The sequence below is a fragment of the Streptomyces violaceusniger Tu 4113 genome (assembly GCF_000147815.2).
Classification (GTDB): domain Bacteria; phylum Actinomycetota; class Actinomycetes; order Streptomycetales; family Streptomycetaceae; genus Streptomyces; species Streptomyces violaceusniger_A.
Window position 1 is genome coordinate 2,404,127 of sequence record NC_015957.1, and the last position, 25,345, is coordinate 2,429,471.

Annotated in this window: 23 protein-coding genes; 13 read left to right on the forward strand and 10 right to left on the reverse strand. The window is 71.5% G+C overall.

Features of this window, described 5'->3' with window-relative positions:
* Nucleotides 1–46 precede the first annotated feature (46 nt).
* The gene (locus tag STRVI_RS55910) at nt 47–1,711 is read left to right on the forward strand and encodes a glycoside hydrolase family 6 protein (RefSeq protein WP_014055626.1); all 1,665 of its coding nucleotides are present in this window, start codon (nt 47–49) and stop codon (nt 1,709–1,711) included.
* Nucleotides 1,712–1,721: 10 nt separating this feature from the next.
* Here STRVI_RS55910 and STRVI_RS10540 read toward each other — a convergent pair whose 3' ends face one another.
* From STRVI_RS10540 to STRVI_RS10550, 3 genes are all read right to left on the reverse strand, one after another.
* Complete coding sequence (locus STRVI_RS10540; protein ID WP_014055627.1) at nt 1,722–2,615, reverse strand: phosphatidylinositol-specific phospholipase C; 894 nt, start codon at nt 2,613–2,615, stop codon at nt 1,722–1,724.
* 149 nt (nt 2,616–2,764) lie between these two features.
* The gene (locus STRVI_RS10545) at nt 2,765–3,952 is read right to left on the reverse strand and encodes a magnesium and cobalt transport protein CorA (protein WP_014055628.1); all 1,188 of its coding nucleotides are present in this window, start codon (nt 3,950–3,952) and stop codon (nt 2,765–2,767) included.
* 498 nt (nt 3,953–4,450) lie between these two features.
* On the reverse strand, nt 4,451–5,359 hold the full coding sequence (locus STRVI_RS10550) for a helix-turn-helix transcriptional regulator (RefSeq protein WP_014055630.1): 909 nt from the start codon (nt 5,357–5,359) through the stop codon (nt 4,451–4,453).
* Nucleotides 5,360–5,459: 100 nt separating this feature from the next.
* Here STRVI_RS10550 and STRVI_RS10555 point away from each other — a divergent pair, with 100 nt between their 5' ends.
* Nucleotides 5,460–7,190: an AMP-binding protein gene (locus STRVI_RS10555; protein WP_014055631.1), complete on the forward strand. Its 1,731-nt coding sequence runs from the start codon at nt 5,460–5,462 to the stop codon at nt 7,188–7,190.
* A gap of 73 nt (nt 7,191–7,263) precedes the next feature.
* Nucleotides 7,264–8,988 (forward strand): AMP-binding protein, encoded by a 1,725-nt coding sequence (locus tag STRVI_RS10560; protein ID WP_014055632.1) that lies wholly within the window; start codon nt 7,264–7,266, stop codon nt 8,986–8,988.
* Between the two features lie 116 nt (nt 8,989–9,104).
* Here the strand turns inward: STRVI_RS10560 and STRVI_RS10565 are convergent, their stop codons facing one another.
* Both STRVI_RS10565 and STRVI_RS10570 read right to left on the reverse strand, forming a co-directional pair.
* A complete protein-coding gene (locus tag STRVI_RS10565) occupies nt 9,105–9,866 on the reverse strand; it encodes a neutral zinc metallopeptidase (protein ID WP_014055633.1) in 762 nt (253 codons plus the stop codon).
* A gap of 104 nt (nt 9,867–9,970) precedes the next feature.
* Entirely contained in the window at nt 9,971–10,561 is a 591-nt protein-coding gene (locus STRVI_RS10570) for a hypothetical protein (RefSeq protein ID WP_014055634.1), read from the reverse strand.
* A 136-nt stretch (nt 10,562–10,697) separates the two neighbouring features.
* Between STRVI_RS10570 and STRVI_RS10575 the strand changes: the two genes are divergently transcribed.
* The 7 genes from STRVI_RS10575 (at nt 10,698) to STRVI_RS10605 (ending at nt 16,617) form a co-directional block, all read left to right on the forward strand.
* Nucleotides 10,698–10,949 carry a hypothetical protein gene (locus STRVI_RS10575; RefSeq protein ID WP_014055635.1) on the forward strand — a complete coding sequence of 84 codons (252 nt, stop codon included), beginning with the start codon at nt 10,698–10,700 and terminating at the stop codon, nt 10,947–10,949.
* Nucleotides 10,946–11,317, forward strand: coding sequence for a helix-turn-helix domain-containing protein (locus tag STRVI_RS10580; protein ID WP_014055636.1), 372 nt, complete (start codon nt 10,946–10,948; stop codon nt 11,315–11,317). The genes STRVI_RS10575 and STRVI_RS10580 overlap by 4 nt, the downstream gene beginning before the upstream one ends.
* 73 nt (nt 11,318–11,390) lie before the next feature.
* On the forward strand, nt 11,391–11,921 hold the full coding sequence (gene uraD, locus STRVI_RS10585) for a 2-oxo-4-hydroxy-4-carboxy-5-ureidoimidazoline decarboxylase (RefSeq protein WP_014055637.1): 531 nt from the start codon (nt 11,391–11,393) through the stop codon (nt 11,919–11,921).
* Nucleotides 11,921–12,259 (forward strand): hydroxyisourate hydrolase, encoded by a 339-nt coding sequence (gene uraH / locus STRVI_RS10590; protein WP_014055638.1) that lies wholly within the window; start codon nt 11,921–11,923, stop codon nt 12,257–12,259. The genes uraD and uraH overlap by 1 nt, the downstream gene beginning before the upstream one ends.
* Before the next feature lie 5 nt (nt 12,260–12,264).
* Nucleotides 12,265–13,146 carry a factor-independent urate hydroxylase gene (pucL, locus tag STRVI_RS10595; protein ID WP_014055639.1) on the forward strand — a complete coding sequence of 294 codons (882 nt, stop codon included), beginning with the start codon at nt 12,265–12,267 and terminating at the stop codon, nt 13,144–13,146.
* Nucleotides 13,147–13,225: 79 nt separating this feature from the next.
* The gene (locus STRVI_RS10600; RefSeq protein ID WP_014055640.1) at nt 13,226–14,596 is read left to right on the forward strand and encodes an 8-oxoguanine deaminase; all 1,371 of its coding nucleotides are present in this window, start codon (nt 13,226–13,228) and stop codon (nt 14,594–14,596) included.
* Nucleotides 14,597–14,766: 170 nt separating this feature from the next.
* Nucleotides 14,767–16,617, forward strand: coding sequence for an alpha-L-fucosidase (locus STRVI_RS10605; RefSeq protein WP_014055641.1), 1,851 nt, complete (start codon nt 14,767–14,769; stop codon nt 16,615–16,617).
* Nucleotides 16,618–16,680: 63 nt separating this feature from the next.
* On the opposite strand, the gene aceB is transcribed toward STRVI_RS10605, so the two are convergent.
* Both aceB and STRVI_RS10615 read right to left on the reverse strand, forming a co-directional pair.
* Nucleotides 16,681–18,300: a malate synthase A gene (aceB, locus tag STRVI_RS10610; RefSeq protein ID WP_014055642.1), complete on the reverse strand. Its 1,620-nt coding sequence runs from the start codon at nt 18,298–18,300 to the stop codon at nt 16,681–16,683.
* Nucleotides 18,301–18,427: 127 nt separating this feature from the next.
* Nucleotides 18,428–19,036 carry a nucleotidyltransferase family protein gene (locus STRVI_RS10615; RefSeq protein ID WP_014055643.1) on the reverse strand — a complete coding sequence of 203 codons (609 nt, stop codon included), beginning with the start codon at nt 19,034–19,036 and terminating at the stop codon, nt 18,428–18,430.
* A 273-nt stretch (nt 19,037–19,309) separates the two neighbouring features.
* On the opposite strand from STRVI_RS10615, the gene STRVI_RS10620 reads away from it, so the two are divergent.
* Nucleotides 19,310–19,627, forward strand: coding sequence for a DUF5955 family protein (locus STRVI_RS10620; protein ID WP_043235715.1), 318 nt, complete (start codon nt 19,310–19,312; stop codon nt 19,625–19,627).
* Between the two features lie 240 nt (nt 19,628–19,867).
* Here the strand turns inward: STRVI_RS10620 and STRVI_RS10625 are convergent, their stop codons facing one another.
* Nucleotides 19,868–20,698: an IclR family transcriptional regulator gene (locus STRVI_RS10625; RefSeq protein WP_014055645.1), complete on the reverse strand. Its 831-nt coding sequence runs from the start codon at nt 20,696–20,698 to the stop codon at nt 19,868–19,870.
* 273 nt (nt 20,699–20,971) lie between these two features.
* Here STRVI_RS10625 and allB point away from each other — a divergent pair, with 273 nt between their 5' ends.
* Both allB and alc read left to right on the forward strand, forming a co-directional pair.
* Nucleotides 20,972–22,333, forward strand: coding sequence for an allantoinase AllB (allB, locus tag STRVI_RS10630; RefSeq protein ID WP_014055646.1), 1,362 nt, complete (start codon nt 20,972–20,974; stop codon nt 22,331–22,333).
* Complete coding sequence (gene alc, locus STRVI_RS10635) at nt 22,330–23,475, forward strand: allantoicase (RefSeq protein ID WP_014055647.1); 1,146 nt, start codon at nt 22,330–22,332, stop codon at nt 23,473–23,475. Before allB ends, alc begins: the two co-directional genes overlap by 4 nt.
* Nucleotides 23,476–23,490: 15 nt before the next feature.
* Here the strand turns inward: alc and STRVI_RS47665 are convergent.
* A protein-coding gene (locus STRVI_RS47665) for an IS5 family transposase (protein ID WP_435532579.1) occupies nt 23,491–24,422 on the reverse strand; the annotation gives its coding sequence in 2 pieces (ribosomal slippage) (nt 23,491–24,054 and nt 24,057–24,422; 930 coding nt in all).
* Between the two features lie 16 nt (nt 24,423–24,438).
* On the reverse strand, nt 24,439–25,296 hold the full coding sequence (locus tag STRVI_RS10645; protein WP_014055648.1) for an SDR family oxidoreductase: 858 nt from the start codon (nt 25,294–25,296) through the stop codon (nt 24,439–24,441).
* Nucleotides 25,297–25,345 lie beyond the last annotated feature (49 nt).

Below are 25,345 nucleotides of genomic sequence, written 5' to 3' on the forward strand. Positions count from 1 at the left end.
AGAGTCAGAAAACGACCTTGGTCCTGCCGCCCCCTGGAGTGCGCACGTGCGTAAGAGACGCAAGATTCTCACCGTGTCGACGGCCGTCGTGGCCGCGGCCACCCTGCCCCTGCTGATCAGCCCCGTGGTGAGCGCGGCCGCGCGGGAGGACGACGACGATTCCTCCCGCATCGCCCGCCTCTACGCCCCTCCCCCCGACCGGGACTCCTACCGCCAGGTGGCCCGGCTCGCCTGGCGGGGCGACTTCCGCGACTCCGCCGGACTCCTTGCCATGGTGCGGACGCCGCAGGCGGTCTGGTACGGCGACGAGAGCCCGGAGCGGATCGAGCGGCTGGTCCGCAGGACGACGCGGAGCGCCGACGTGCAGGGGAAGCTGCCGGTCCTCGCCCTCTACAACATCCCGGGCCGTGACTGCGGCAGCTACTCGAGCGGGGGAGCGGACGACCTCGCCGCGTACGAGGCGTGGATCGACGCCGTCGCCGAGGGTATCGGCGGCCGTAAGGTGCTCATCGTCCTCGAACCCGATTCGCTGGCGCTGCTGCCCTCCGACTGCGCCGACGAATCCAACGCCGATCAGACCGCCGTCGAGGAGCAGCCCGTCGAGGAGCAGCCCGCCGAGGAGCAACTCGCCGCCGAGCAGCAGACGGCCGTCGAGCAACAGCCCGCCGCCGAGGCACCGTCCACCGATCTGCCCCCGCTGCCCGACCCCGGCGCCTCAACGGCCCCGCCCGCCGCATCGGACGCCCAGGGCACCGGCCAGGACGCCGCGCAGTCTCCGGACGCGCAGTCCCCGGACGCCCAGTCCCCCGACCCGCGACTCCCCGCCTACGAGACCCCGGCGCCCAAGCCCGCCGAGGCCCAGGAGCCCGCCGGCCTCGAGCCCTCCGCGTCCCAGAGCCCCGCCCCCGAGCCCTCCACCGAGCAGCCCGGCACCCTCCCCGAGCTGCCCCCGCTCCCCAGGCCCGACCCCATGACCCCCGACCTCGAGGACGTGGGCGACCTGGACACCCCGGTGGTCGAGGACCAGGAGACCGCCGCCCGCTACTCCGAGATCAACTACGCGGTCGACAGCCTTACCGCGCTCGGCAACACCTCGGTCTACCTGGACGCGGGCCACGCCGGCTGGCACTCCGTCAGCAGCATCGTGCCCCGTCTCCTCAAGGCCGGGATCGACCGCGCCACCGGCTTCGCCCTCAACGTCTCCCACTACCAGACCGACCCCGACAGCGCCTGGTACGGCCGGCTGGTCTCCTCCTGCCTCGCCTACGCCGACGAGGGCGGGGACCCCGAGGACTGCGCCGACCAGAGCTGGTCGCGGCGGCACGCCCGCCGCTGGCTGCACGCCCATGTGCCGGACGACCCGGGCGGTATGAAGCACTTCGTCACCGACACCAGCCGCAACGGCCAGGGCCCGTGGGCCCCCAGGGCCGGGGCGCACACCGACGCGCAGTCGTGGTGCAACCCGCCGGCGCGGGGCCTGGGCAGGCGCCCCACCACCCGCACGGGCGACGCACTGCTGGACGCCGCGCTGTGGGTGAAGACGCCCGGCGAGTCGGACGGGCGGTGCCTGCGCGGCACCGACGGGCCCTTTGACCCGGTGCGCGGGACCGTCAACCCCGACGCGGGGGAGTGGTTCCCCGAGCAGGCGCTGGAGCTGGTCCGCTACGCGGAACCGTCGGTCAAGGTCTTCCGCCGGTCCCCCGGCCGCTGACGCTCGGCGGTCAGCCCGCCGGATTGTGCCGGACGAGGGCGTCGACCAGGCCGGACGCGGTGTTCGGGAAGTCCATCGGAACGATCCCGAGCCCGGTCCAGCCCTGGGCCTCGGCGCCCTCCAGGAACGACTTCACCTGCGGGTTCAGCTGGTCCGCGTTGGAGCGGGGCGGCAGCAGGGCGGCGGTGGAGACATAGTTCATGAAGAGCTTGCCGGGCTGGGCCGCCGCCTTGCGGAACTGCGCCTCGATCTTCGGGTACTTGCCGAAGGGCTCCGCCATGTAGTCGTCCTGGATGTCGAAGAGCCCCCCGTCGCCGTACCGCACCCCCGGCATGTTGTCCGAGTCGGCGAGCAGCACCACCCTGCCCCGGGCCTGGCCCAGGGTGGGGAGGGTGTTGTCCAGGCGGAACAGCGAGCGCCAGCCCTTGTCGTCCAGATAGATGTCGAAGATCCGGCGGAACTCCGCGGCGCTCTCCTCCGAGTACTCCTGCTTGACCCGCATCAGCACGGTCTCCGACGGATGCGCGGAGAGGAAGGAGCGGCAGGCGCCGAGCACATCGTCGAAGTTGAGGTTCTGGTAGAAGGCGCCGTGGTGGATGGGGAAGGCGTTCTCGAAGGCACGGCAGCGGACGTCCAGGAAGCGGATGCCGCTGCTGAGCTGGTCGGCGATGGTGGTGTTCTGGCACTCGGTCCACGGGCCGCCGAAGCGGGCGCCGGAGTCGTGGGTGCCGGGCAGGGTCAGCCGCTGGACCGGAGTGGCGTCGGCGATGGCCGACAGCCAGTCCTGGGCGGCCAGCAGCCGGGGCGGCGCCTCCGCCGTGGCCGTCGCGGTACCGCCGACGGCGGTGACCAGCCCCGCGGTGGACAGCGCGGCCGCGCCCCTGAGGAACCCTCGCCGGTCCATACACGTACTCCCGTCGCTTGCCTGCCCGTGCCGTGCCGCACGGCATCGAAGCACAAACGAGGGGGAGGGGCTACGGAAAGCGGCTGAATCAACGATTCAATCGAGGAATTCCCTTGAATCGCCGATCCAGCCGGAGAGTTGTGGCGCCGTCAGAGCCAGCCGCGGCGCTTGAAGATGACGTACAGGCTGACGCAGACCACCGCCATCAGCACGATCGCGAACGGATATCCCCACACCCAGTCCAGCTCGGGCATATGGGTGAAGTTCATTCCGTAGATGGTGCCGACCAGCGTGGGCGCGAACAGAATCGCCGCCCATGCGGAGATCTTCTTGACCTCCTCGTTCTGCTCGAAGCCCGCCTCGGCCAGCGCCCGCATCTCGGCGTTCTGCTGCTGGGTCACCAGAGTGGCGTTGACGGCGAGGATGTCGGTGAGGGCCGAGCGGAAGCCGTCCACGCGCTCGCTGGTGTGGGTGACGTGGTCGGCGACGTCCCGCAGATAGCGCTGCAGCTCCTCGTCGGTGCCGTATTTGTCGAAACCCGCCATCAGCCCGTGCAACATCCCGACCAGGGGACGGGTGGCGCGCTGGAACTCGACCATCTCGCGGGAGAGTTCATAGATGCGCCGCGACACCTCGGGGTCGCCGCGGAAGACCTCGGTCTCGATCTCGTCGATGTCGTTCTGCACCCCCGCCACCACCGGGGCGTAGCCGTCCACGGCCGCGTCGAGGATCGCGTACAGCACGGCCTCGGGGCCCAGCGCCAGCAGTTCGGGGGTGGACTCCATCCGGCCGCGCACCGCGGAAAGGTCCGGGGCGGCGCCGTGCCGGACGGTGATGACGAAGTCGGGGCCCACGAAGACATGCAGCTCGCCGAAGTCGACCTCCTCGGGCGCGTCGAGATAGCGGGCGGCGCGCAGCACCACGAAGAGCGTCTCGCCGTAGCGCTCCAGCTTGGGCCGCTGATGGGCCTCCAGCGCGTCCTCGATGGCCAGCTTGTGCAGATCGAACTCCTCGGCCAGCGAGAGCAGCTCCGCCTCGCTCGGCCGGTACAGCCCGATCCACGCCATCGCGCCCGTCTCCTCGCGCAGCCGCCGGTAGGTGGCGGCCAGGGTGCCGGGGGTGCCGACGCGGCGGCCGTCGCGGTACACGGCGGCGTCCACCACGCTGCGCTCGTCCGGCTCACGCGGCGTCCCATCGGCGGCGGTCCGCTGCTCGTCGCGCGGCGGGCCCGGGGGCGCCGGGGCGGGGCGCGGGGCGGCGTCGGCCCGCTTCGCCCCGCCGGGGCGCAGCCAGGGGTACCGCCTCGTGGAGCGGGGGGTGCGGCGGCGCTCGGACATAGGGGGTCCTTTACGGATAGCGGGCTCGGGCTCGGACGGGCGCCACCTCCGGGCCGAGCCGGGCAGCGCGCTCAGCGCGTCCGGGCCGGAGCGGCACCTCGCGGCATACGACTGGGAGGCTCACTGTCCATGGACCTCTCCTCCTGTCGCGAGCACTGACCTCAGTGCAGGATATCGCCCCATATGACCGTGGTGTGTCCCGGGGGAGCGGTGGGCGATGCAAAGGTTGCTTCGCGGTGCTCTTCCTGCCCGCCCGGCCGACCCCTACTCCGGCCACTACCCCGGCTATCCCCCGGCCGACCCCTACTCCGGCCACTACCCCGGCTCTCCCGGCCTCCTCGACCCCGCCGTGGCCGACGCCACGGTCAAGCTTGACGTGGTCGCGGTCCCGGCCGGGCCGAGCTCCGGCGGCAGCGCGCCGGGCTGCGCCCGGTCGGCGGCGGCCGGGGGCAGCGCGAAGGGAGAGCGTTTTTCGCAGGGGGACCCGGAGGGGCCGCCCTACGGCAGAAGCCCCGCACGGCGAGCCTCGACCACCGCGTGGAGACGGGTGTGGGCCCCCAACTTCCGCATGGACGACCGCAGATAGCTCTTGACCGTCTCCGGCCGCAACCCCAGCCGCTCCGCCGCCGTCGAATTCGTGGCCCCCGAGGCCACACACGCCAGCACGTCCACCTCGCGCGGCGACAGCTCCACCCCGCCACCCCCGTTCCGGTGCTCCCGATGCCTGCCGCGCCCCGATGAGGCCCTGGCCAGCCGGGAGCAGGCGGTGAGTATCTCCTCGCGCAGCTCGCGGTCGGGCACCCGGTGCGCCAGGGCCCGCAGATCGCCGTGGGCCTCGCGCACCTCCTCCCACACCTCGGTCTCCTCCGCCGACGGCTCCCACTGCGGTCCCGGCGGCTGTCCCCGGCGCTGGCGCGCCTCCGTCAGCAGCCGCTGCGCCTCCTCCCGCACCGCCAGCTCCTGGGCCAGTTCGCTCTCCAGTACGCGTTCCAGTTCGCGCGCCGACTCCACGGCCGCGGTCAGCGCCCGGTCGCCGAGCACCAGCGGCTGGCGCAGCGCGCCGTACAGCACCCCGCGCACCCGCCCGCGCACCACCACCGGCACCGCGAGCATCGAGCGCAGCCCCTCCGCGCCCACCGCCGCGTCGTACTCATGGCTGATCGCCCGTGAGGTGGGGTAGTCAGCCACCGAGATCGGCCGGGACATGGTGAGGACCTTGCCGCCGAGGCCGTTGCCGGGTGTGATGGCCAGACCCCGCAGGGAGTTGGTCGTGGTGCCGGTGAGTTCCGAGATCCGGAACTGCCGTGCGCCCGAGAACAGCCCGCCGAACGCGACGGGCAGCCCGCCGCGCCGGCGCATCCGCTGCAGCGTGCTCTGAACGTCGACGGCCCCGGCCGATCCCGTCACGGCCACCTCCCGTTTTCAGCGCCACCCCCGTCCGGGGGTAGTGAGACTCAGATCACCCGTCGCACGATGCTAGCGAGCGGTACGCCATTCAGGAGGACAAGTGACAGCAACGAATCCGGCTCACGACTTCCGCGAGGCACGGGACTTCCTGCTCGACCACCGGGAGGACTACGCGGCGGCGTACGAAGGGTTCGGCTGGCCACGCCCGGAGCGGTTCAACTGGGCCCTGGACTGGTTCGACGGGATCGCCGGGCGCAGCGGCGACCGCACCGCCCTGCACATCGTCGAGGAGGACGGCAGCGAGATCCGGCTGACCTTCGAGGAGCTGCGCCGCCGCTCCAACCGGGCCGCGAACTGGCTGCGCGAGCGCGGCGTCCGGGCCGGTGACCGCATCGTGGTCATGCTCGGCAACCAGGTCGAGCTGTGGGAGACCGCGCTGGCCGCGATGAAGCTGCGCGCCGTCGTCATCCCCGCCACCCCGCTGCTCGGCCCGCTCGACCTCGCTGACCGCATCGAGCGCGGCCGGGCGGCGTATGTGGTCGTGCGGGGCCCGGACACCGGCAAGTTCGCGGAGGTGCCGGGCGACTACATCCGGATCGCGGTCGGCGGCGCGCCCGAGGGCTGGCTCGCCTACGAGGACGCCGGGACCGCGGGCATCACGGTGGACCCCACGGCGGGCGGTACCGGGGACGGCGCGGAGGACGACGAGCCCTTCGTCCCCGACGGGCCGACCCTGGCCACCGACCCCCTGATGCTCTACTTCACCTCCGGCACCACCGCCCGCCCCAAGCTGGTCGAGCACACCCACATCTCGTATCCCATCGGGCATCTGGCGACGATGTACTGGATCGGGGTCAGGCCGGGTGATGTCCACCTCAACATCTCCTCGCCCGGATGGGCCAAGCACGCCTGGTCCAATCTCTTCGCCCCCTGGAACGCCGAGGCCACCGTCTTCGTCCACAACTACACGCGCTTCGACGCCACCCGCCTGATGGCCGAGATGGACCGCTGTGGCATCACCACCTTCTGCGCCCCGCCCACCGTCTGGCGGATGCTCATCCAGGCCGATCTCACCCAGCTCCGCACCCCGCCCCGGGAGGCCCTCGCCGCGGGCGAGCCCCTCAACCCCGAGGTCATCGAGCATGTGCGGCGCGCCTGGGGGGTGACCATCCGGGACGGCTTCGGCCAGACCGAGACCGCCGTTCAGGTGGCCAACACCCCCGGACAGCCGCTCAAGCCCGGCTCGATGGGACGGCCGACCCCCGGGTTCCGGGTCGTCCTGCTGGATCCGGTGACCGGCCGGCTTGGCGAGGAGGGCGAGATCTGCCTCGACCTCACCGGCCCCGAGGGCCGTCCCGTCGGCCTGATGACCGGCTACGAGGGCGACGGGGAGCGCACCGCCGAGGCCACCGCGGGCGGTTACTACCGCACCGGGGACATCGGATCGCGCGACGCGGACGGCTACATCACCTACATCGGCCGCGCCGACGACGTCTTCAAGGCGTCCGACTACAAGATCTCGCCGTTCGAGCTGGAGAGCGCGCTGCTGGAGCACGAGGCGGTCGCCGAGGCCGCCGTCGTCCCGGCCCCCGACGCGCTGCGGCTGGCCGTGCCGAAGGCGTACATCGTGCTGGCGGAGGGCTGGGAGCCCGGCCCGGACACCGCGAAGGCGCTGTTCGCGCACTCCCGGGCGGTGCTCGCACCGTACAAGCGGATCCGCCGATTGGAGTTCGCCGACCTCCCCAAGACGGTTTCCGGAAAGATTCGCCGGATCGAGCTACGTGAACGCACGGCACAGGGTGGCGGTATCGAGTTTTATGAGGAGATCTGATGACTGACGCTCATATGATGACCCACCCGCACGAACGTGAAGGCGTACGTGAACGTGAACCCAAGGAGCTCCCATGACCGACCTCACGCCTGACCCACCAAGCCCAGCGGGGCTCTCCTACACCAGCGGAGTCGGGGACCTCCCGCTGCTCGGCGACACCATCGGCGCCAATCTGGCCCGGGCCGTCGAGCTGTACGGCGACCGCGAGGCGCTCGTCGACGTCCCCTCCGGCCGCCGCTGGACCTACGCCGAGTTCGGCAGGTCGGTCGAGGAGGTCGCGCTCGGGCTGATGGCCAAGGGGGTCGCCAAGGGCGACCGGGTCGGCATCTGGGCCATCAACTGCCCCGAATGGGTGCTGTTGCAGTACGCCACCGCCCGCATCGGCGCCATCATGGTCAATATCAACCCCGCATACCGCGTCCATGAGTTGCGGTACGTACTCCAGCAGGCCGGAATCTCGGTCCTGGTCTCCTCCATCGAGCACAAGACCAGCGACTACCGGCGGATGGTCGAGCAGGTGCGATCGGCCTGCTCCTCGCTGCGCGATGTCATCTACATCGGCGACCGGACCTGGGACGGGCTGGTGCGCGCCGGGGCCGGTGTGGCACCCGAGCGGCTCGCCGAGCGTGAGGCCCTGATCAGCTGCGACGACGCGGTCAACATCCAGTACACCTCCGGCACCACCGGCTTCCCCAAGGGCGCCACCCTCTCCCACCACAACATCCTCAACAACGGCTTCTTCGTGGGGGAGACGGTCCGCTACACCGCCGAGGACCGGATCTGCGTGCCGGTGCCCTTCTACCACTGCTTCGGCATGGTGATGGGCAACCTCGCGGCCACCAGCCACGGCGCCTGCGTGGTCATCCCCGCCGGCACCTTCGACCCCGTCGCCACCCTGGCCGCCGTCGAACGGGAGCGCTGCACCTCGCTGTACGGCGTCCCCACCATGTTCATCGCCGAGCTGGCCCTGCCGGACTTCGCCACCTTCGACCTCAGCTCGCTGCGCACCGGGATCATGGCCGGATCGCCCTGCCCGGTGGAGGTGATGCGGCGGGTGGTCGCCGAGATGCACATGGCCGAGGTGTCCATCTGCTACGGCATGACCGAGACCTCACCGGTCTCCGCCCAGACCCGGCCCGACGACGACCTCGTCCGCCGCACCTCGACGGTCGGCCGGGTGCTGCCGCATATCGAGGTCAAGATCGTCGACCCGGTGACCGGGGCGACCGTGCCCCGCGGCACCCGCGGCGAGCTGTGCACCCGCGGCTACTCGGTGATGCTCGGCTACTGGCAGGAGCCCGAGCGGACCGCCGAGGCGATCGACTCGGCGCGCTGGATGCACACCGGCGACCTCGCGGTGATGGACGGCGAGGGATACGTCCAGATCGTCGGCCGGATCAAGGACATGATCGTCCGCGGTGGGGAGAACGTCTATCCGCGGGAGATCGAGGAGTTTCTGCACACCCACCCCAAGGTGGCGGATGTGCAGGTCGTCGGCGTACCGGACGAGAAGTACGGCGAGGAGGTCCTGGCCTGCGTCATCCTGCGCGAGGGCGCCAAGACCCTCACCCGCGACGAGCTCGCCCGCTTCTGCCGGGGCCGCCTCGCCCACTACAAGGTCCCCCGCTATCTGCGTCTCATGGACGGCTTTCCGATGACGGTCAGCGGCAAGGTCCGCAAGGTCGAGCTGCGTGAGGCGGCCGCCCGGGAGCTGCTGCCCGAGACCCGTTCCGAGGCCGGTCCGGCCGGATCGGAAGCGCTGGTCGAGCGGGCCGAGCCGCAGACCGCGCCGAGCTGATGAGTTGCGGGCCCCTCTACTACAGCAGGGGCCCACACCCCCGCCACAGCAGGGGCCCACACCCCGCTACAGCAGGGGCCCACACCCCGCTACAGCAGGGGCCCACACCCCGCCCGTCACCGGACGACGTTCGGCAGGCACGACTTCACCCCGGATCGCGCGCCGCGGCTGAAGTAGGAGACCCGCTGGGAGGCGTCGCCGTGGTCGGAGACGTCGGTCCACGGGGTCCTGTCGGCGAGTGCGGTCAGGGCGTCCGCCAACTCCTCGGTATCACCCTCCTCGAAGGTCAGCGTCCCGTCCTGGGCGGCGCCGAAGAGGACCGCCCCGGCCAGGCAGTCGGCCTGCAGCTCACGGGCGAGGTCGACCAGGCCCGCGTCCAGACGGTTCTGGACGGCGTGGCCCCACTCATGGGCGATCACCAGATAGACCCAGGCGTCGCCCCGCGCATGGCCCCAGCGCATCAGGTCCATGTCCCACGCTATGTAGTCGCCGTCCGGGCAGTAGACGGCGTTGTCGTCGGGGAGCGGCTCGCTGCCGCACACCGGCGTACCGGGGGTGTCGCCGTCGTAGGTCCCCAGGATCGTGGGCGGGTGGTAGCCGCCGGTGAACAGCTCGGGCCAGTGGGTCTGCCAGTAGGTGGTGGTGACGGAGACCGCCGCGTCGATGTCCTCCTCCACACCCTTTCCGTCGTCGGTGACCTCAGGGCTGGTGAGCGGGGTGGGCGTGCCCGGTGTGGCGCCGGACGGGGGCCCGGGTGCGGCCGAGGAGCTCTCCACCGTGGGCGGCGGCACATCGCCGCCCCCGCAGCCGGTCACCAGCAGCAGGGTCAGGACGGCGACGAGCGGAGCCCATGATCTCGGGTGCCACGGAAGAGCCATCGTTTCGGCCTCCGGCCGGTCGAGCGGATGGGACGGGAGAACGGTGGAGGGCGGTGCCTCAATCGGAAGCGTTCCCCGGTCATGAGCGCAAGAGCCGACCGGGGTCAGCCGTCCGGCGGACCCATCCGGATCAGTACGTCCGCCGGGTCGTTGACGGGCTGTGGGGTGCCGGTGAGGTCCATGATGAACAGCGGCAGATGGAGCGCGTCGGCGCGCGCCCGCGCCTCCCGCGCATAGCCCGCGAGCGAGAAGAAGACGCTCATGGCCGACTTCTGGAGCCCGTTCAGCCACAGGCATTCGATGTCCCGCAGCCCGGTGGGGCGGGTGGTCGGATCGACCTGGGCGACGACGCCCGTCCCGTAGAGGTCCACCCCGGACGCGGCCCGGTCCTCCGAGGGCCGCAGGCTGTGGAAGCCGAGCCACTTCAGATACAGCGCGGCGGCGACGGGGACGCGGACCACCGCGCCGCAGTCGCAGCCCAGTTCCGGCTGCGGCCAGTGGCCCCGGTGGCCGCAGGACGGGCAGTTCACCGCCACCCAGAGGTTCTCCCAGGTGCGGTGGCCGACCTCCTCCGGGGTGCCGTCGCGGAGGACCGGCAGGGTGACCGGCGCGCCGCATGAACAGGGGAAGGTGGGCGGCGTGAACGGCTGCTCGCGACGGCACGCGGGACAACGCACCGGCACGTTGTCTGTCATCGGGGCGCTCCGTGGACGGGGGCGGATGCGGTATGCGTCCATGCTCCCCGAAGCGGGCGGCCGCGGCGAGGTACTTGGGCGTTCTGTCCCCCGCGACCGGGGCGCCGTGTTACGGCTGACGCAGTAGGTTTGCGACGTGAGATTGAGGGTTGAGTTCACCACCGAACCGTTCGACCTCGACGAGGTGCCACCGCACGCCGTCGCGGCCCGCGAGACCGTCCAGGCCGCCCCGCTGGACGCCGTCGACGTCGGCCCCTTCGGCAACACCGCGGAAGGCGGGGCGGAGGCGGTGCTGGCGGCCGTCGACCGGCTGCTGCGCAGTTCCCTCGAAGCCGGTGCCACCCGGATTTCGCTCCAGGTCAACGTGATCGGGGAGGGCGAGGCGTGAGCGTACCCGCCGACCACCCCTTCGCCGCCGCGGTGCGGCCGCTCGTGGACGCCATGGGCGGCGAGATGATCGCCCCGGACCGGGCCCGGGGCGACGATGTGGTGCTCTCCTGGGAGGGCCGCCCGGTGGTCGCCGTAAGGCTGCCGCATATCTCGGACTCGCTCGACCACATCCTCGCCGACCTCCAGCGCCGCCATGGCGTGCCGCTCTCGGCCCTCGACCGCAAGACCAAGCAGTCCGTCGTCCGCCACCTCGAACAGCGCGGCGCCTTCTCGGTGCGCCACGGCGTCGAAACGGTCGCCGGAGCCCTCGGCGTGAGCCGCTTCACCGTCTACAACTACCTCAACCGTGAGAAGAACGGGGACTGACCGCACCCCGCCATTCCGCGCATTTTTCAACAAAGTGTTGACGCCCGGCGAGGGCGCCTCCTAGCTTGCGAGAGTGACTTCCAGTGCTCCGCCGGGGCTGGCCCGGTTCAACGCGGTGGACGACCGCGACGCCGCCGGGCTGCTGCACGAGGTGTGCGCCGGCCGGGCCTGGGGCGCCGCGGTCGCGGGCGGGCGGCCGTACGCCACGGTCGGGGAGCTGCTCGACGCCGCCGACGCGGCCATGGCCGGGCTGACCGCCGCCGACCTCGCCGAGGCGATGGCCGCGCATCCGCCCATCGGGCGGCCGGCACCGGGCGACGCCGCCTCGGCCCGCGAGCAGCGCGGGGTACGGGATGCGGAGCGCGCCGAGCTGCTGGAGCTGAACCTCGCGTACCAGGAGCGGCACGGCCATGTCTTCCTGATCTGTGCCACCGGCCGCACCGGCGAGGAGATGCTGGCGGCACTGCGCGAGCGGATCCACCATGACGCCGACACCGAGCGCGAGATCGTCCGCACCGAACTGGGAAAGATCAACCGCATCCGGCTGACCCGGCTGACGGAAACCCTTCGGGCCCCGCGGGCCCCGGCGGAAGGAGAGCGGTGATGGCCGGCGGCACCACCTCCGTGTCCACGCACATCCTGGACACCAGCATCGGCCGCCCCGCGGTGGGCGTGGTCGTCGAGCTGTCCGTCCGCTCCGGGCCCGGAGCGCAGTGGACGGCGCACGCCGACTCCCTCACCGACGCCGACGGGCGCTGCAAGGATCTGCCCGACCTCCCCGAGGGCACCACCCACGCACGGCTGCGCTTCGAGACCGGGCCGTATCTGACCCACGCCTTCTTCCCGGAGGTCGTGGTCGCCTTCGCCGTCGAGCCGGGCGAGCACTACCACGTACCGCTGCTGCTCACCCCGTTCGGCTACTCCGTCTACCGAGGGAGCTAGCACCCATGCCCACGCTCGGCCCGAACCAGTACGGCAAAGCCGAAACCCGCGTCGTGCGGGTGGTGCGCGACGGCGCCGTGCACCACCTCAAGGACCTCAATGTCTCGGTGGCGCTGTCCGGAGAGATGGACGCGGTCCACCTCTCCGGCAGCAACGCCAACGTCCTGACGACCGACGCCACCAAGAACACCGTGTACGCCTTCGCCAAGGAGCACGGCATCGACACGGCCGAGGAGTTCGGCATCCGGCTGGCCCGCCACTTCGTCACCGGCCAGGAGACCATCCACCGCGCCCGCATCCGCGTCGAGGAGTACGCCTGGGAGCGGATCCAGGCGGCCGGGGGCGCCGCGCACTCCTTCGTCCGCCGCGGCCAGGAGGTCCGTACCGCCCAGATCGCCTACGACGGCGAGCGCTGGGAGGTGGTCTCCGGGCTCACCGGCCTCACCGTCCTGAACACCACGGACTCCGAGTTCTGGGGCTATGTCAAGGACCGGTACACCACCCTCGAGGAGACCCGCGACCGCGTCCTGGCCACCGATGTGCACGCCCGCTGGCGCTACGGCTGGAGCGCTGACACCCAGCCGATGCCGGACTGGGACCACGGCCACGAGGAGGCGCGCGGCCAGCTTCTGAGCGCGTTCGCCGAGACCTACTCCCTCTCGCTCCAGCAGACGCTCTACGAGATGGGCGCGCGGGTCATCGAGCGCCGCCCCGAGGTCGAGGAGATACGGCTCTCGCTGCCCAACAAGCACCACTTCCTGGTCGATCTGGAACCGTTCGGCCTCACCAACGACAACGAGGTCTACTTCGCCGCCGACCGGCCGTACGGGCTCATCGAGGCCACCGTGCTGCGGGACGGCGCCGAGCCCCGGATCCCCACCGACTGACCGGATCTCCACCGACTGACCGGCTGCCCACCGACTGACCGGATCCCCATCGACCCACCCGACGGAAGGGCCACGCTCCGTGCACCGCATCGTCATCGAGAACTGCGCCGTCGCCACCGTGGACGCACAGGACACCGAGTACGCGTCCGGCCATGTCGTCGTCGCCGGCAACCGCATCGAGTCGGTGGGCGAGGGGCGCGCGCCGCAGCGGCTGGAGGGCGTCGTCCGCCGGGTCGACGGTACGGGGCATCTGGTCACCCCGGGCCTGGTCAACACCCATCACCACTTCTACCAGTGGCTCACCCGCGGCCTGGCCCAGGACAGCAACCTCTTCGACTGGCTGGTCGCGCTCTATCCCCTCTGGTCGCGGATAGACGAGCCGATGGTCCACGCGGCGGCCCGCGGTTCGCTCGCGATGATGGTGCGCGGCGGGGTCACCACCGCCATGGACCACCACTACGTCTTTCCGTGCGGCACCGGCGATCTGCTGGACGCCGAGATCCGCGCGGCGCGCGAGCTGGGCGTGCGGTTCACCGCCGCCCGCGGCTCCATGGACCTCGGCACCTCCGACGGCGGGCTGCCGCCGGACTTCGCCGTGGAGTCCACCGAGGACGCGCTGGCCGCCACCGAGAAGGCCATCGACACCCACCACGACCCGGGGTTCGACGCCATGCTGCGGATCGCGGTCGCGCCCTGCTCGCCGTTCTCCGTCTCCACCGAACTGCTCCGCGAGGCCGCGGTGCTGGCCCGCCGCAAGGGCGTACGGCTGCACACCCACGGCTCGGAGACGGTGGAGGAGGAGAAGTTCTGCCAGGAGCGGTTCGGGATGGGGCCGACCGACTACTTCGAGTCCACCGGCTGGCTGGGCGAGGACGTGTGGATGGCTCACTGCGTCCACATGAGCGACACCGACATCCAGACGTTCGCCCGGACCGGCACCGGGGTGGCCCACTGCCCCTCGTCCAACGCCCGGCTCGCCGCCGGGATCGCCCGCGTCCCCGATCTGCTCGCCGCGGACGTACCGGTCGGCCTCGGCGTGGACGGCACCGCCTCCAACGAATCCGGTGAGCTGCACACCGAACTGCGCAACGCGCTGCTGGTCAACCGGCTCGGCGGCCACCGCGAGAAGGCGCTGAACGTCCGCCAGGCGCTGCGCCTCGGCACCTACGGCGGTGCGCGGGTGCTCGGCCGCCAGGACGAGATCGGCTCGCTGGAGCCGGGCAAACTGGCCGACCTGGTGCTGTGGAAGCTGGACGGCCTTGGCCATTCGTCGATCGCCGACCCGGTCGCGGCCCTCGTCCTCGGCGCCCCCGCCCCGGTGACCCTGTCGCTGGTGAACGGCGCCGCGGTGGTGGAGTCGGGGCGGCTGCTCACCGTGGACGAGGACGAGATCGCGCGGGAGGCGCGCGCCGAGGCGCGACGTCTGGCCCGTATCGCGGCGGACGACTGAACGCGCGCGCCGATTCATCGGATGGGTCGCCGTGACGAGCCGCTTCTGACGGCCACCGGCGGCCCATCAGTACGTCCGGGCCCCGTTGACATCCCATCTTTACGGTTCTAGGTTGCCGTACGCGGCTGGCCAGCCCTCCTGTCCGACCACCCATGAGCACAGGAGCCGCCATGCGCACGTCCAGACGACGGGCCGTCATCCCTCTCCGAGCGCTCAGCCTTCTGCTCGGCATGGTGCTGGCGACGATCCTCAGCGGCCCTTCCGCCGCCACCGCGGCGCCGGCGGCGCCGACGGCAGCGCGGGAGCCCGGACCCGGCACCGACTACGCGACCGACGATCCGTTCACCTCCGACCGCACCGGCTGGTGGCGGCAGGACCGCTTCGGAATGTTCATCCACTTCGGCGCCTACTCCCAGCTCGAGGGCCAATACCAGCGGGCGGACGGAACCGTCTGCCGCGACGCCGAGTGGATCAAGCGAAACTGCCAGATCCCGATGAGCGAGTACGAGGACGCCGCGCAGGACTTCAACCCCGCGTCCTTCGACGCCAAGGCCGTCGTGAAGGCGGCCAAGGACGCCGGGCAGCGCTATATCGTCATCACCTCCAAGCACCACGACGGATACGCGATGTGGCCGACCAAGCAGAACACCTGGAATCTGCGCGACCACTCCTCCTTCGATCAACGGCGCGACATTCTGGCCGAGTTGAAGTCCGCCGCGGACGCCGCCGGGATCAAACTCGGCTTCTACTACTCGATCTGGGACTGGCACGACCCCGACTTCGCCGACCCCGCCACTTTCCCCCGCTATGAGAAGCGGATGTACGCCCAGCTCAAGGAGCTGGTCGACAGCTACCATCCGGCGCTGCTCTGGTTCGACGGGGAATGGGACGCGGACAACCCCACCAACACCTGGTCGGCGCAGGACGGCGAGCGGCTGCAGACGTATCTGCACGGGCTCGACCCCGATCTGATCACCAACAACCGGGTCGGCAAACGCCGCGTGGTCGACGGCGACTACGGAACGCCCGAGCAGGAAATCCCGGACGCGCCCGTCGCCGGGCAGTTGTGGGAGAGCTGCATGACCCTCAACGGCCACTGGGGATTCGCCACATACGACCAGGACTGGAAGTCGCCCGCCACCCTCACCCGCAATCTCCTCGATATCGCGAGCCGCGGCGGCAATTACCTCCTCAATGTCGGCCCCGACAAACTGGGCCGCGTTCCCCAGCCCTCCGTCGACCGGCTGCGCGAGATCGGCTCCTGGCTGCGGACCTCCGGCCAGGGCCGCGCGGTGTACGGGGCCGGGGCCACCGGGCTGGTCGACGAGCCGTCCTGGGGCGCGGTGAGCCGGTCGGGCGACCGGCTGTACGCGTCCGTCACCTCCTGGCCCGCCGCGGGGCAGCCCCTCCACCTCACCGCCAGGGCGCCGTTCACGGTGACCGGCGCCCGGGTGCTGGGCAGCGGACAGCGGGTCGAGGTGGCCAAGGCGGGCGACGGTTTCGATCTCACCCCCTCCGGCGGACCGGCCGACCCCACCGCCTCGGTGATCGAGCTGACGGTGAAACCGGCCCCGGCCGCGCCCCAGGGCCGGGGCGAGGGGCTGCGGGAGGAGGTCTTCGCCAATGAGACCTTCACCGGGCCGCCGGCCGTCACCCGGACCGACCCGGCCGTCAACCACATCTGGAGGTTTGCCGGCTCCCCGGCCGCCGATGTGCCCGCCGACCACTTCGGCGTCCGCTGGACCGGCTTCCTCCAGCCCCGCCACAGCGAGACGTACACGCTCACGACCGTTTCCGACGACACCGCGCGGGTGTGGATCGACGGCCGTCTGGTCATCGACAACACCACCCCGCATGAACCACAGGTCGACAAGGCGACCGTCGCGCTGCGCGCCGGAGCCAAGCACGCCATCAAGATCGAGTACACCGAGCAGACCGGTGAGGCCCATATGAAGTTGCTGTGGTCCAGCCCCAGCGTGCCCCAGCAGATCGTGCCGCGCTCCCAGCTCTACACGTCGTAGCGGCAGCCGGGGCCCCGGACCGTACCCGTACGGTCCGGGGCCCTCGCGGCCGAACGGACCGGGTCAGCCCAGCAGTTCGTACGCGGGCAGCGTCAGGAACTCCGTGTAGTCCGCGTCCAGCGCGACCCTCAGCAGCAGATCGTGCGCCTGGCTCCACCTGCCCGCGGCGAAGGCGTCCTCGCCGACCTCCTCGCGGATCGCCGCCAGCTCCTCGGCGGCGACCTTACGGACAAGATCGGCGGTGGCCTTCTCGCCGTTCTCGAAGACCACCCCCGCGTTGACCCACTGCCAGATCTGGGAGCGGGAGATCTCGGCGGTGGCCGCGTCCTCCATCAGGTTGAAGATCGCGACGGCGCCGAGGCCGCGCAGCCAAGCCTCGATATAGCGGGTGCCGACCTGCACGGCGTTGCGCAGGCCGTCATGCGTGGGCCTGGCGTCGAGCGACGCGACGTCGATCAGTTCGGCCGCGGTGACCCGGACGTCCTCGCGCAGCCGGTCCTTCTGGTGCGGCCGGTCGCCGAGGACCGCGTCGAAGGAGGCGCGGGCGACCGGGACCAGATCCGGATGGGCGACCCAGGAGCCGTCGAAACCGTCGCCTGCCTCACGGTCCTTGTCGGCCTTGACCTTGTCGAACGCGACCGTGTTGACCTCGGGGTCGCGGCGCGAGGGGATGAAGGCCGCCATGCCGCCGACCGCGTGCGCGCCGCGCTTGTGGCAGGTGCGGACGAGCAGTTCGGTGTAGGCGCGCATGAACGGGGCGGTCATCGTGATCGCGTTGCGGTCCGGCAGGACGAAACCGGGGCCGCCGTCGCGGAAGTTCTTGACGATGGAGAAGAGATAGTCCCAGCGGCCCGCGTTGAGCCCGGAGGCGTGGTCGCGGAGCTCGTAGAGGATCTCGTCCATCTCGTACGCCGCCGTGATCGTCTCGATCAGAACGGTGGCGCGGATCGTCCCTTGCGGAAGCGAGAGATGGTCCTGTGCGAAGACGAAGACGTCGTTCCAGAGGCGGGCCTCGAGATGCGACTCGGTCTTGGGGAGGTAGAAGTACGGCCCCTTGCCCTGGGCGAGCAGCCGGCGGGCGTTGTGGAAGAAGTACAGCCCGAAGTCGACGAGAGCGCCGGGGACGGGGCGGCCGTCGGCGGCCCGCAGATGGCGCTCGTCGAGATGCCAGCCGCGCGGCCGGGTGACGACGGTGGCCAGCACATCGTCGGGCCGCAGCGCGTAGCTCTTGCCCTCGGGGGAGGTGAAGTCGATCCGGCGCTCATAGGCGTCGATCAGATTGAGCTGGCCGCCGATCACATTCGCCCAGGTGGGGGCGGAGGCGTCCTCGAAGTCGGCGAGCCAGACCTTGGCGCCCGAGTTGAGGGCGTTGATGGTCATCTTGCGGTCGGTGGGCCCGGTGATCTCCACCCGCCGGTCCTCGAGAGCGGGCGGGGCGGGGGCGACGCGCCAGTCGGGGTCGTCGCGGATGTGGGCGGTCTCCGGGAGGAAGTCCAGGGTGCTGGTGCGGGCGATCTCGGCGCGGCGCTCCGCGCGGCGCGCGAGCAGCTCGTCCCGGCGCGGGGTGAAGCGGTGGTGGAGCTCGGCCAGGAAGGTCAGGGCCGCGTCGGTCAGCACCTCCCCCTGACGCTCCAGCGGTTCGGCGTCGACGATGGCCAGCGGGGAAGGCGCTGGTGCGGACATGGGCTGTCACTCCTTAGACGAGTCTCAGCGGGACGCTCGCAGTGATTTTGCCTTGTGGATAATAAGTTTCTCATGGTGGAAGTTCAATCTTCTGTTGCACGCCGCGTCCGTCGCCCCCCTCGATGTCTCATTCCAGCAGCGTCAAGTCCTCGGGGGTGTCGATGTCGTCCGTACGGGCGATATCCGAGCAGTCGACGAGCGTGATCGCGGACTGATGCGCCCGCAGATAGGCGCGTGCCCCCCGGTCGCCCTCCGCACTCGCCGTGATATCCGCCCACCGGTCCGCGCCGAACAGCACCGGATGCCCCCGCTCCCCGCCGTACGCGGCCACCACCAGGGTCGACGGCGAGCGATACGCGGCCACCACCCGCGCCACGGCCTCGGCGCCGATCCCCGGCTGGTCCACCAGCGCGATCAGCGCCGCCCCCGCCCCCGTACCGGCCAGTGAGCCGAGCCCGGCCCGCAGCGAGGAGCCCATGCCCTGCTCCCAGTCGGGATTGTCGACCAGGACGTATCCGGGCAGCCGGGCCCGTGCCCGTACGGTCTCGGCCGCGGCGCCCAGCACGATGTGCACGGGCGCGCAGCCGCCCTCGCGCAGCGCCCGCGCGGCGTGCTCCACCAGCGGCCGCCCCCGATGCGTCAAAAGGGCTTTGGGGCGCCCGCCCAGCCGCCGGCCGCCCCCTGCCGCCAGCACGATCCCGGCGACCTGCGCGGAGTCATCCGTTGTGCGATCCATGGGCCCTGCTTACCGCACCTGGGGGCCGTGCGGGGGCTTCATCCCAGCCGGTCTGATTTTCGCTCTCCGTATAGCGCGTCGTGCACTGAGTGGCGTTAACTGATCCGCGGCCCCTTGTGTCCGAATCCACGCGAGGTGGAGGGTTGGGGCGGCCATGCGGGAAGGGGGCAGGCTGTGCGAGAGGGCGCGAGGGGGCGAAGGGCAGTGTTGGCCAACGATGGCGCGAGGCTCTGGGGTGAACCCGGTGCCTTGTCAGTGGAGGGCGCCGCAGTCGTGGAAGCCAGGCGAGTGGCGGGCACCGATGACGATCCGAGGGCGGCCGAGCTGCGCCGTGCCGTGGCCCGGCTCAGGCGTGATCTCGCCGCCCACCCGGCGGAACTACCGGACCGGGCGATCGCGGACGACGAGCTGGCCGCGCTCGATGCCATGGCCCGCACCGGCGCACCGGAGCTGCACCGCCTGCGCCGCTCGCTGCTGCTCATCGCGGGCGCGCTGGGCTCGGTCAGCGCGCTGGGCTCCGCCCTGACGGGCGTCCGCGCGGCGATCGACCAGTTCAACAACGTGCCGCAGCCGGGCAGAGGGCGAGACTGAGCCGGGGGAGCCCGTGGCCCGCCCGGTGGCGCCGCACGCCTCGGTGGCCCGCTTCCAGTGGCCCTTCGCCGGGCGATGGGACGCGTGCGTCGAGCGACGCCCGGCCGGTCGGCGGTGCTTCTGGCCGGGCTGACGCCGCACTCCGTCCCGTGCGCCCCGCGAAGGCCGTACCCGGCCCGTGCAGGCCATTCCTCATCGAGCCAAGCCGACCGGTGGTCCACCCGCCGGTCCCCTCCGCCGTCAGGCGGAACCCGTGCTGGCCAGCGCCCCCGACAGCTCGACCGCGACCTCCTTGAGGATCGGCACGATTCTCTGTGTGGCCTCGTCCGTCACCCGGCCCGCCGGGCCCGAGATGGAGATGGCCGCCGGTGCGGGGGAGTCGGGCACCGGGACCGCGAGGCAGCGCACGCCCATCTCCTGCTCGTTGTCGTCCACCGCGTAGCCCAGCTCGTGGACCTGCCGCAGCGCGTCGAGGAACCCGTCCGGCGAGGTGATCGTCTTCTCGGTCACCGCGGGCATGCCGGTACGGGCCAGCAGGGCGCGCACCTCCTCGGGGGGCGTGCTCGCCAGCAGCGCCTTGCCGACGCCCGTGGTGTGGGGCAGCACCCGCCGCCCGACCTCGGTGAACATCCGCATCGAGTGGCGTGAGGGCACCTGCGCCACGTACACCACCTCATCGCCGTCCAGCAGTGCCATGTTCGCGGTCTCGCCGGTCTCCTCCACCAGCCGCGCCAGATACGGCCGTGCCCAGGTGCCCAGCAGCCGGGCCGAGCTCTCGCCGAGCCGGATCAGCCGGGGCCCGAGGGCATAGCGGCGGTTGGGCTGCTGGCGGACATAGCCGCAGGCCACCAGCGTGCGCATCAGCCGGTGAATGGTGGGCAGCGGCAGCCCGCTGCTGGTGGAGAGCTCGCTCAGCCCGACCTCGCCCCCGGCGTCGGCCATCCGCTCCAGCAGGTCGAAGGCGCGCTCCAGGGACTGGACGCCACCGGATCCTGCGGTGGTGGCGGCGGTCTTGGACTCGGCGGACGGCACGTCGGTGTTCCTTTCACAGCGGTCGGCACCGGCCCGCATACGGTGACGATCCGCTGCCGACCGGCCACGGGCAGCCTACCGGTCCCCGGCGACCCTCACAGCGGCCTTGCACTGACGGTCCGCGCCGGTCACAGCGGGTGTGCCGGACCGGCCAGGTGGGTGTGCCGGGCTGGTCAGGCGGGTGTGGAGCACCGGCCAGGGGGTCTTGACCGGGCCGTCCACCGAGTGAATCATTCAACGAAAAGTTGATTCCGTTTCGCGGAAGCGGAAGCGGAAGCGGAATCGGCGAGGGTGGAGGCGAGGAGGGTATCGGTGCCCGACGTGGAGCTGGTGCTGCGCTCGGCCAGGGTGGTCACACCGGACGGCCCGCGTGCGGCTTCCGTGTCCGTCGCCGACGGCCGCATCGTGGCCGTCGGGCCGTACGACACCCCGGACCCGGACGGCGCGAGGGTCGAGGACCTCGGCGACGAGGTCCTGCTCCCCGGCCTCGTCGACACCCACGTCCATGTCAACGACCCCGGCCGCACCGCCTGGGAGGGGTTCGGCTCGGCCACCCGCGCCGCCGCGGCCGGCGGCGTCACCACCCTCGTCGACATGCCGCTCAACAGCGTCCCGCCGACCACCACCGTCCCGGCCCTGGAGGTCAAACGGGCCGTCGCCCGGCGGTCGGCCCATGTCGACATCGGGTTCTGGGGCGGCGCCGTGCCCGGGAACGCCCCCGAGCTGCGGCCGCTGCACGACGCGGGCGTCCTCGGCTTCAAGGCGTTTCTGCTCCCCTCCGGTGTGGACGAGTTTCCGCCGCTCGCCCCCGGCCAGCTCCGGACCGCCCTCCGCGAGATCGCGGGCTTCGGCGGACTGCTGATCGTCCACGCCGAGGATGCCCGCCTCATCGACGGCGCCCCACCGCCCACCGGCCCCCGCTACGCCGACTTCCTGGCCTCCCGCCCGCGCGCCGCCGAGAACGAGGCCATCGCGGGCCTCATCGCTCTCGCCCACGAGCTGGACGCCCGCGTCCACGTCCTGCACCTCTCGTCCGCCGACGCGCTGCCGCTGATCGCCGACGCCCGCCGTAAGGGCGTCCGGATCACCGTGGAGACCTGCCCGCACTTCCTGACCCTCACCGCCGAGGAAGTCCCCGACGGCGCCACGGAGTTCAAATGCTGTCCGCCCATAAGGGAGGCCGCCAACCAGGACGCGCTGTGGGCGGGCCTGGCGGCCGGGGAGATCGACTGCGTCGTCTCCGACCACTCGCCCTGTACGGCCGACCTCAAGGTGGACGACTTCGGGCGGGCCTGGGGCGGCATCTCCTCGCTCCAGCTCGGCCTCCCCGCCGTCTGGACGGCGGCCCGGCGGCGCGGCCACACCCTCCACGACGTGGCCCGCTGGATGTCCACCGGCCCCGCCGCGCTCGTCGGTCTCGACCGTAAGGGCGCCATCGAGGCCGGCCGCGACGCCGACTTCGCGGTCCTCGCCCCCGACGAGACCTTCACCGTCGACCCCGCCGCCCTCCACCACCGCAACCAGGTCACCGCCTACGCGGGCAGAACACTCTTCGGCGTCGTACGGTCCACCTGGCTGCGCGGCCGGAAGATCGCCGACCATGGCGCGATCGCCGACCGTGGCGCGACGAGCGAACCCACCGGCCGACTCCTGGAAAGGCAGCCCCGCACATGACCGCGCCGATCCCCCGCTTCACCGGCGACGCCGCCCCGTACGGCGGTGGCGATCCGTACGCCGACTACCGGACCGCCGACCTCCCCTTCACCCACCTCGTGGACCTGGCCGACCGGCGGCTCGGCGGAAGCGTGGTCGCGGCCAACGACGAGTTCTTCGCCGACCGCGAGAATCTGCTGAAGCCCGAACCCCCGCACTTCGACCCCGCCGCCTTCGGCCACAAGGGCAAGGTCATGGACGGCTGGGAGACCCGGCGGCGGCGCGGAGCCTCCGCCGACACCCCGCATCCGGCCGAGGACGACCACGACTGGGCCCTGATCCGCCTCGGCGCGCCCGGGATCGTCCACGGCATCGTCGTCGACACCGCCCACTTCCGCGGCAACTACCCGCGGGCGGTGAGCGTCGAGGCGACGGCGGTGGAGGGCACCCCGTCCCCCGAGGAACTCCTCGCCGACGACGTCGTATGGACGGAACTCGTCCCCCATACGCGGATCGGCGGCCACGCGGCCAACGGCTTCCCGGTCTCCGTGGGCCGCCGCTTCACCCACCTCCGCCTGGGGCAGCACCCCGACGGCGGCATCGCCCGCCTCCGCGTCCACGGCGAGGTCGCCCCCGACCCGGCGTGGCTCACCGCCCTCGGCACCTTCGACGTGGTGGCGCTGGAACACGGCGGCGCGGCCGAGGACGCCTCCGACCGCTTCTACTCCCCGCCCGCCAACTCCATCCAGCCCGGCCGCTCCCACAAGATGGACGAGGGCTGGGAGACTCGCCGCCGCCGCGACACGGGCCACGACTGGGTCCGCTACCGCCTCACCGCCCAGGCGTCGCTGCGCGCCGTGGAGATCGACACCGGCTGCTACAAGGGCAACGCACCGGGCTGGGCGGCGCTGTACGGCCTCGACGCCACCTCCGGCGCGGACCCGGCCGACCACACCTCCCCGTCCTGGACCGAACTCCTGCCCCGCACCCGCCTCCAGCCCGATACGGTCCACCGCTTCGTCCTCGACGCGGCCCCGCCGGTGACCCACGTCCGCATCGACATCTACCCGGACGGCGGCGTCGCCCGGCTGCGGCTGCTCGGGACGCCGACCGAACACGGCGCGCAGCGGCTCGCCTCCCGCCATACGGAGCTGAGCGGCTAGAGCCTGTCTCGTCGATCACGAGCGGAGCCAGATCAGGAGGGCGGCGGCCGTGACAGTGCCGAGGTAGACGTATCGGCGCTTGTCATAGCGGGTGGCGACGGCTCGGAACTGCTTGATCTTGTTGATCGCTCGTTCGACCGTGTTCCTGGCTTTGTACCGGGTCTTGTCGAAGCCCGGTGGTCGGCCGCCGTCCGAACCTCTGCGCCGGCGGGCGGTTCTGGAGTCGCTCTTCTCCGGGATCACGTGTCGGATGCCGCGTCGTCGTAGGTAAGAGCGGATCAGGCTGTTGCTGTATGCCTTATCGGCGCCGACACTGTCCGGCAGTCGCCGCGGTCGGCCCGCGCCGAGCCGGGGAACGCGGATCTTGTCCATGACGGCCTCGAATTGTGTGCAGTCCGCTCGTTGCCCGGGCGTGAGGACCAGGGAGAGCGGACGGCATCGGCCGTCTGCGCTCAGGTGGATCTTCGTGGTCAGCCCACCGCGGGAACGACCGAGAGCTTCGTCGGCGGCGCCGCCTCCGCCAGGCACAGGCGTATGTGCACGCGCATGTGAACTGATCTTTGTGGGGCCCCCTTTGAGGTGCCAGGAGGTGCTGGTGGCGGATCTGTCGGGGCGCCGGCGGCGTGCTGATGGGCTCGAATGGAGGTGGAGTCGACGTTGATGTTCCAGTCGATCTCCCCCACTGTGTCGGCGACGGCCTGGACGTGCTGGAGCAGTCGTTCCCAGGTTCCGTCGGCCGACCAGAGCATGTGGCGTTTGTGAATGGTCTGCCACGGGCCGAAGCGAGCGGGCAGCTGACGCCACTGACAGCCGGTGCTCAGGCGGTGGATGATTCCGTTGATCACCTGTCGGTGGTCCCGCCACCGGCCGCAGCGGTTGTCGCTCCTGGGCAGCAAAGGCTCCAGCACTGCCCACTCCTCATCGGTGAGATCCCCCCTGTTGAGCACGCCCCTGGCCTCTCTTTCACGCGGCGTTCGCGTCCGCGAGTTGGTCGGTGACAGTGCGGGGTTCCCGGCCCAGCAGCTCGGCGAGCAGCGGATCGACTCCCGCGAAGCGGCCTTGCCGGGCGGCCTGGAAGGTGGTGAGCGTCATCCGCGCCATCGCCTCCGGAGTACCCGCGGCGACCTTGTCTGCGATCCAAGCCTCGTCGTCCATCGTGACGCGATTGATCTCACGGCCGGCGGTCTTCGAGGCCATGGCGGCGACGTCGTCGAACGTCACGGCCTGACGGGCGGTGAGCGTGACCGGGCCGTCGAAGGCCCGGTCACCGGCCAGGATGACCGCTGCCGCTTCGGCGACATCTGCCCGGTCGGTCCAGGAGACCGGTCCGTCGGCCGGGGCCGTGATCGTGCCGGTCTGCTGCCACGGGCCCAGCAGCCAGGCAAGGCTGTGGGCGTAGAAGCCGTTGCGCAGCGCCGTCCACGCAACACCCGAGTCGGCCAGAAGCTGCTCGGTGGCGGCGTGGTCGCGCGCCGGGTGGAAAGGACTGTCGGCGCTGGCGCCCTGGTGGCTGGTGTAAAGGATGCGCTGGGCTCCGGCTGCGACGGCGGCCTTGATGCCGACGCGGTGCAGCGCGACCGCATCGGCATGCGGATCGTTGGAGGAGACGAGCAGAACCTGCTCAGCGCCCTCGAAGGAGTGCCGCAGCGCCGCCGGGTCCTCGTAGGAACCCTGGCGTACCCGCACGCCGCGGTCGGCGAAGTGCTGCGCCTTGGCGACATCGCGGACGCTGACGCCGATCTGCTCCGCGGGCACGCGCTTGAGAAGGTGCTCGACGGTGGCGCCGTTCAGCGCGCCCGTCGCTCCGGTGACGACGATCATGGAGGTGTTCCTTTCGTTCCCGCAGTGCGCCGGGCGCATGCGGGGCTGG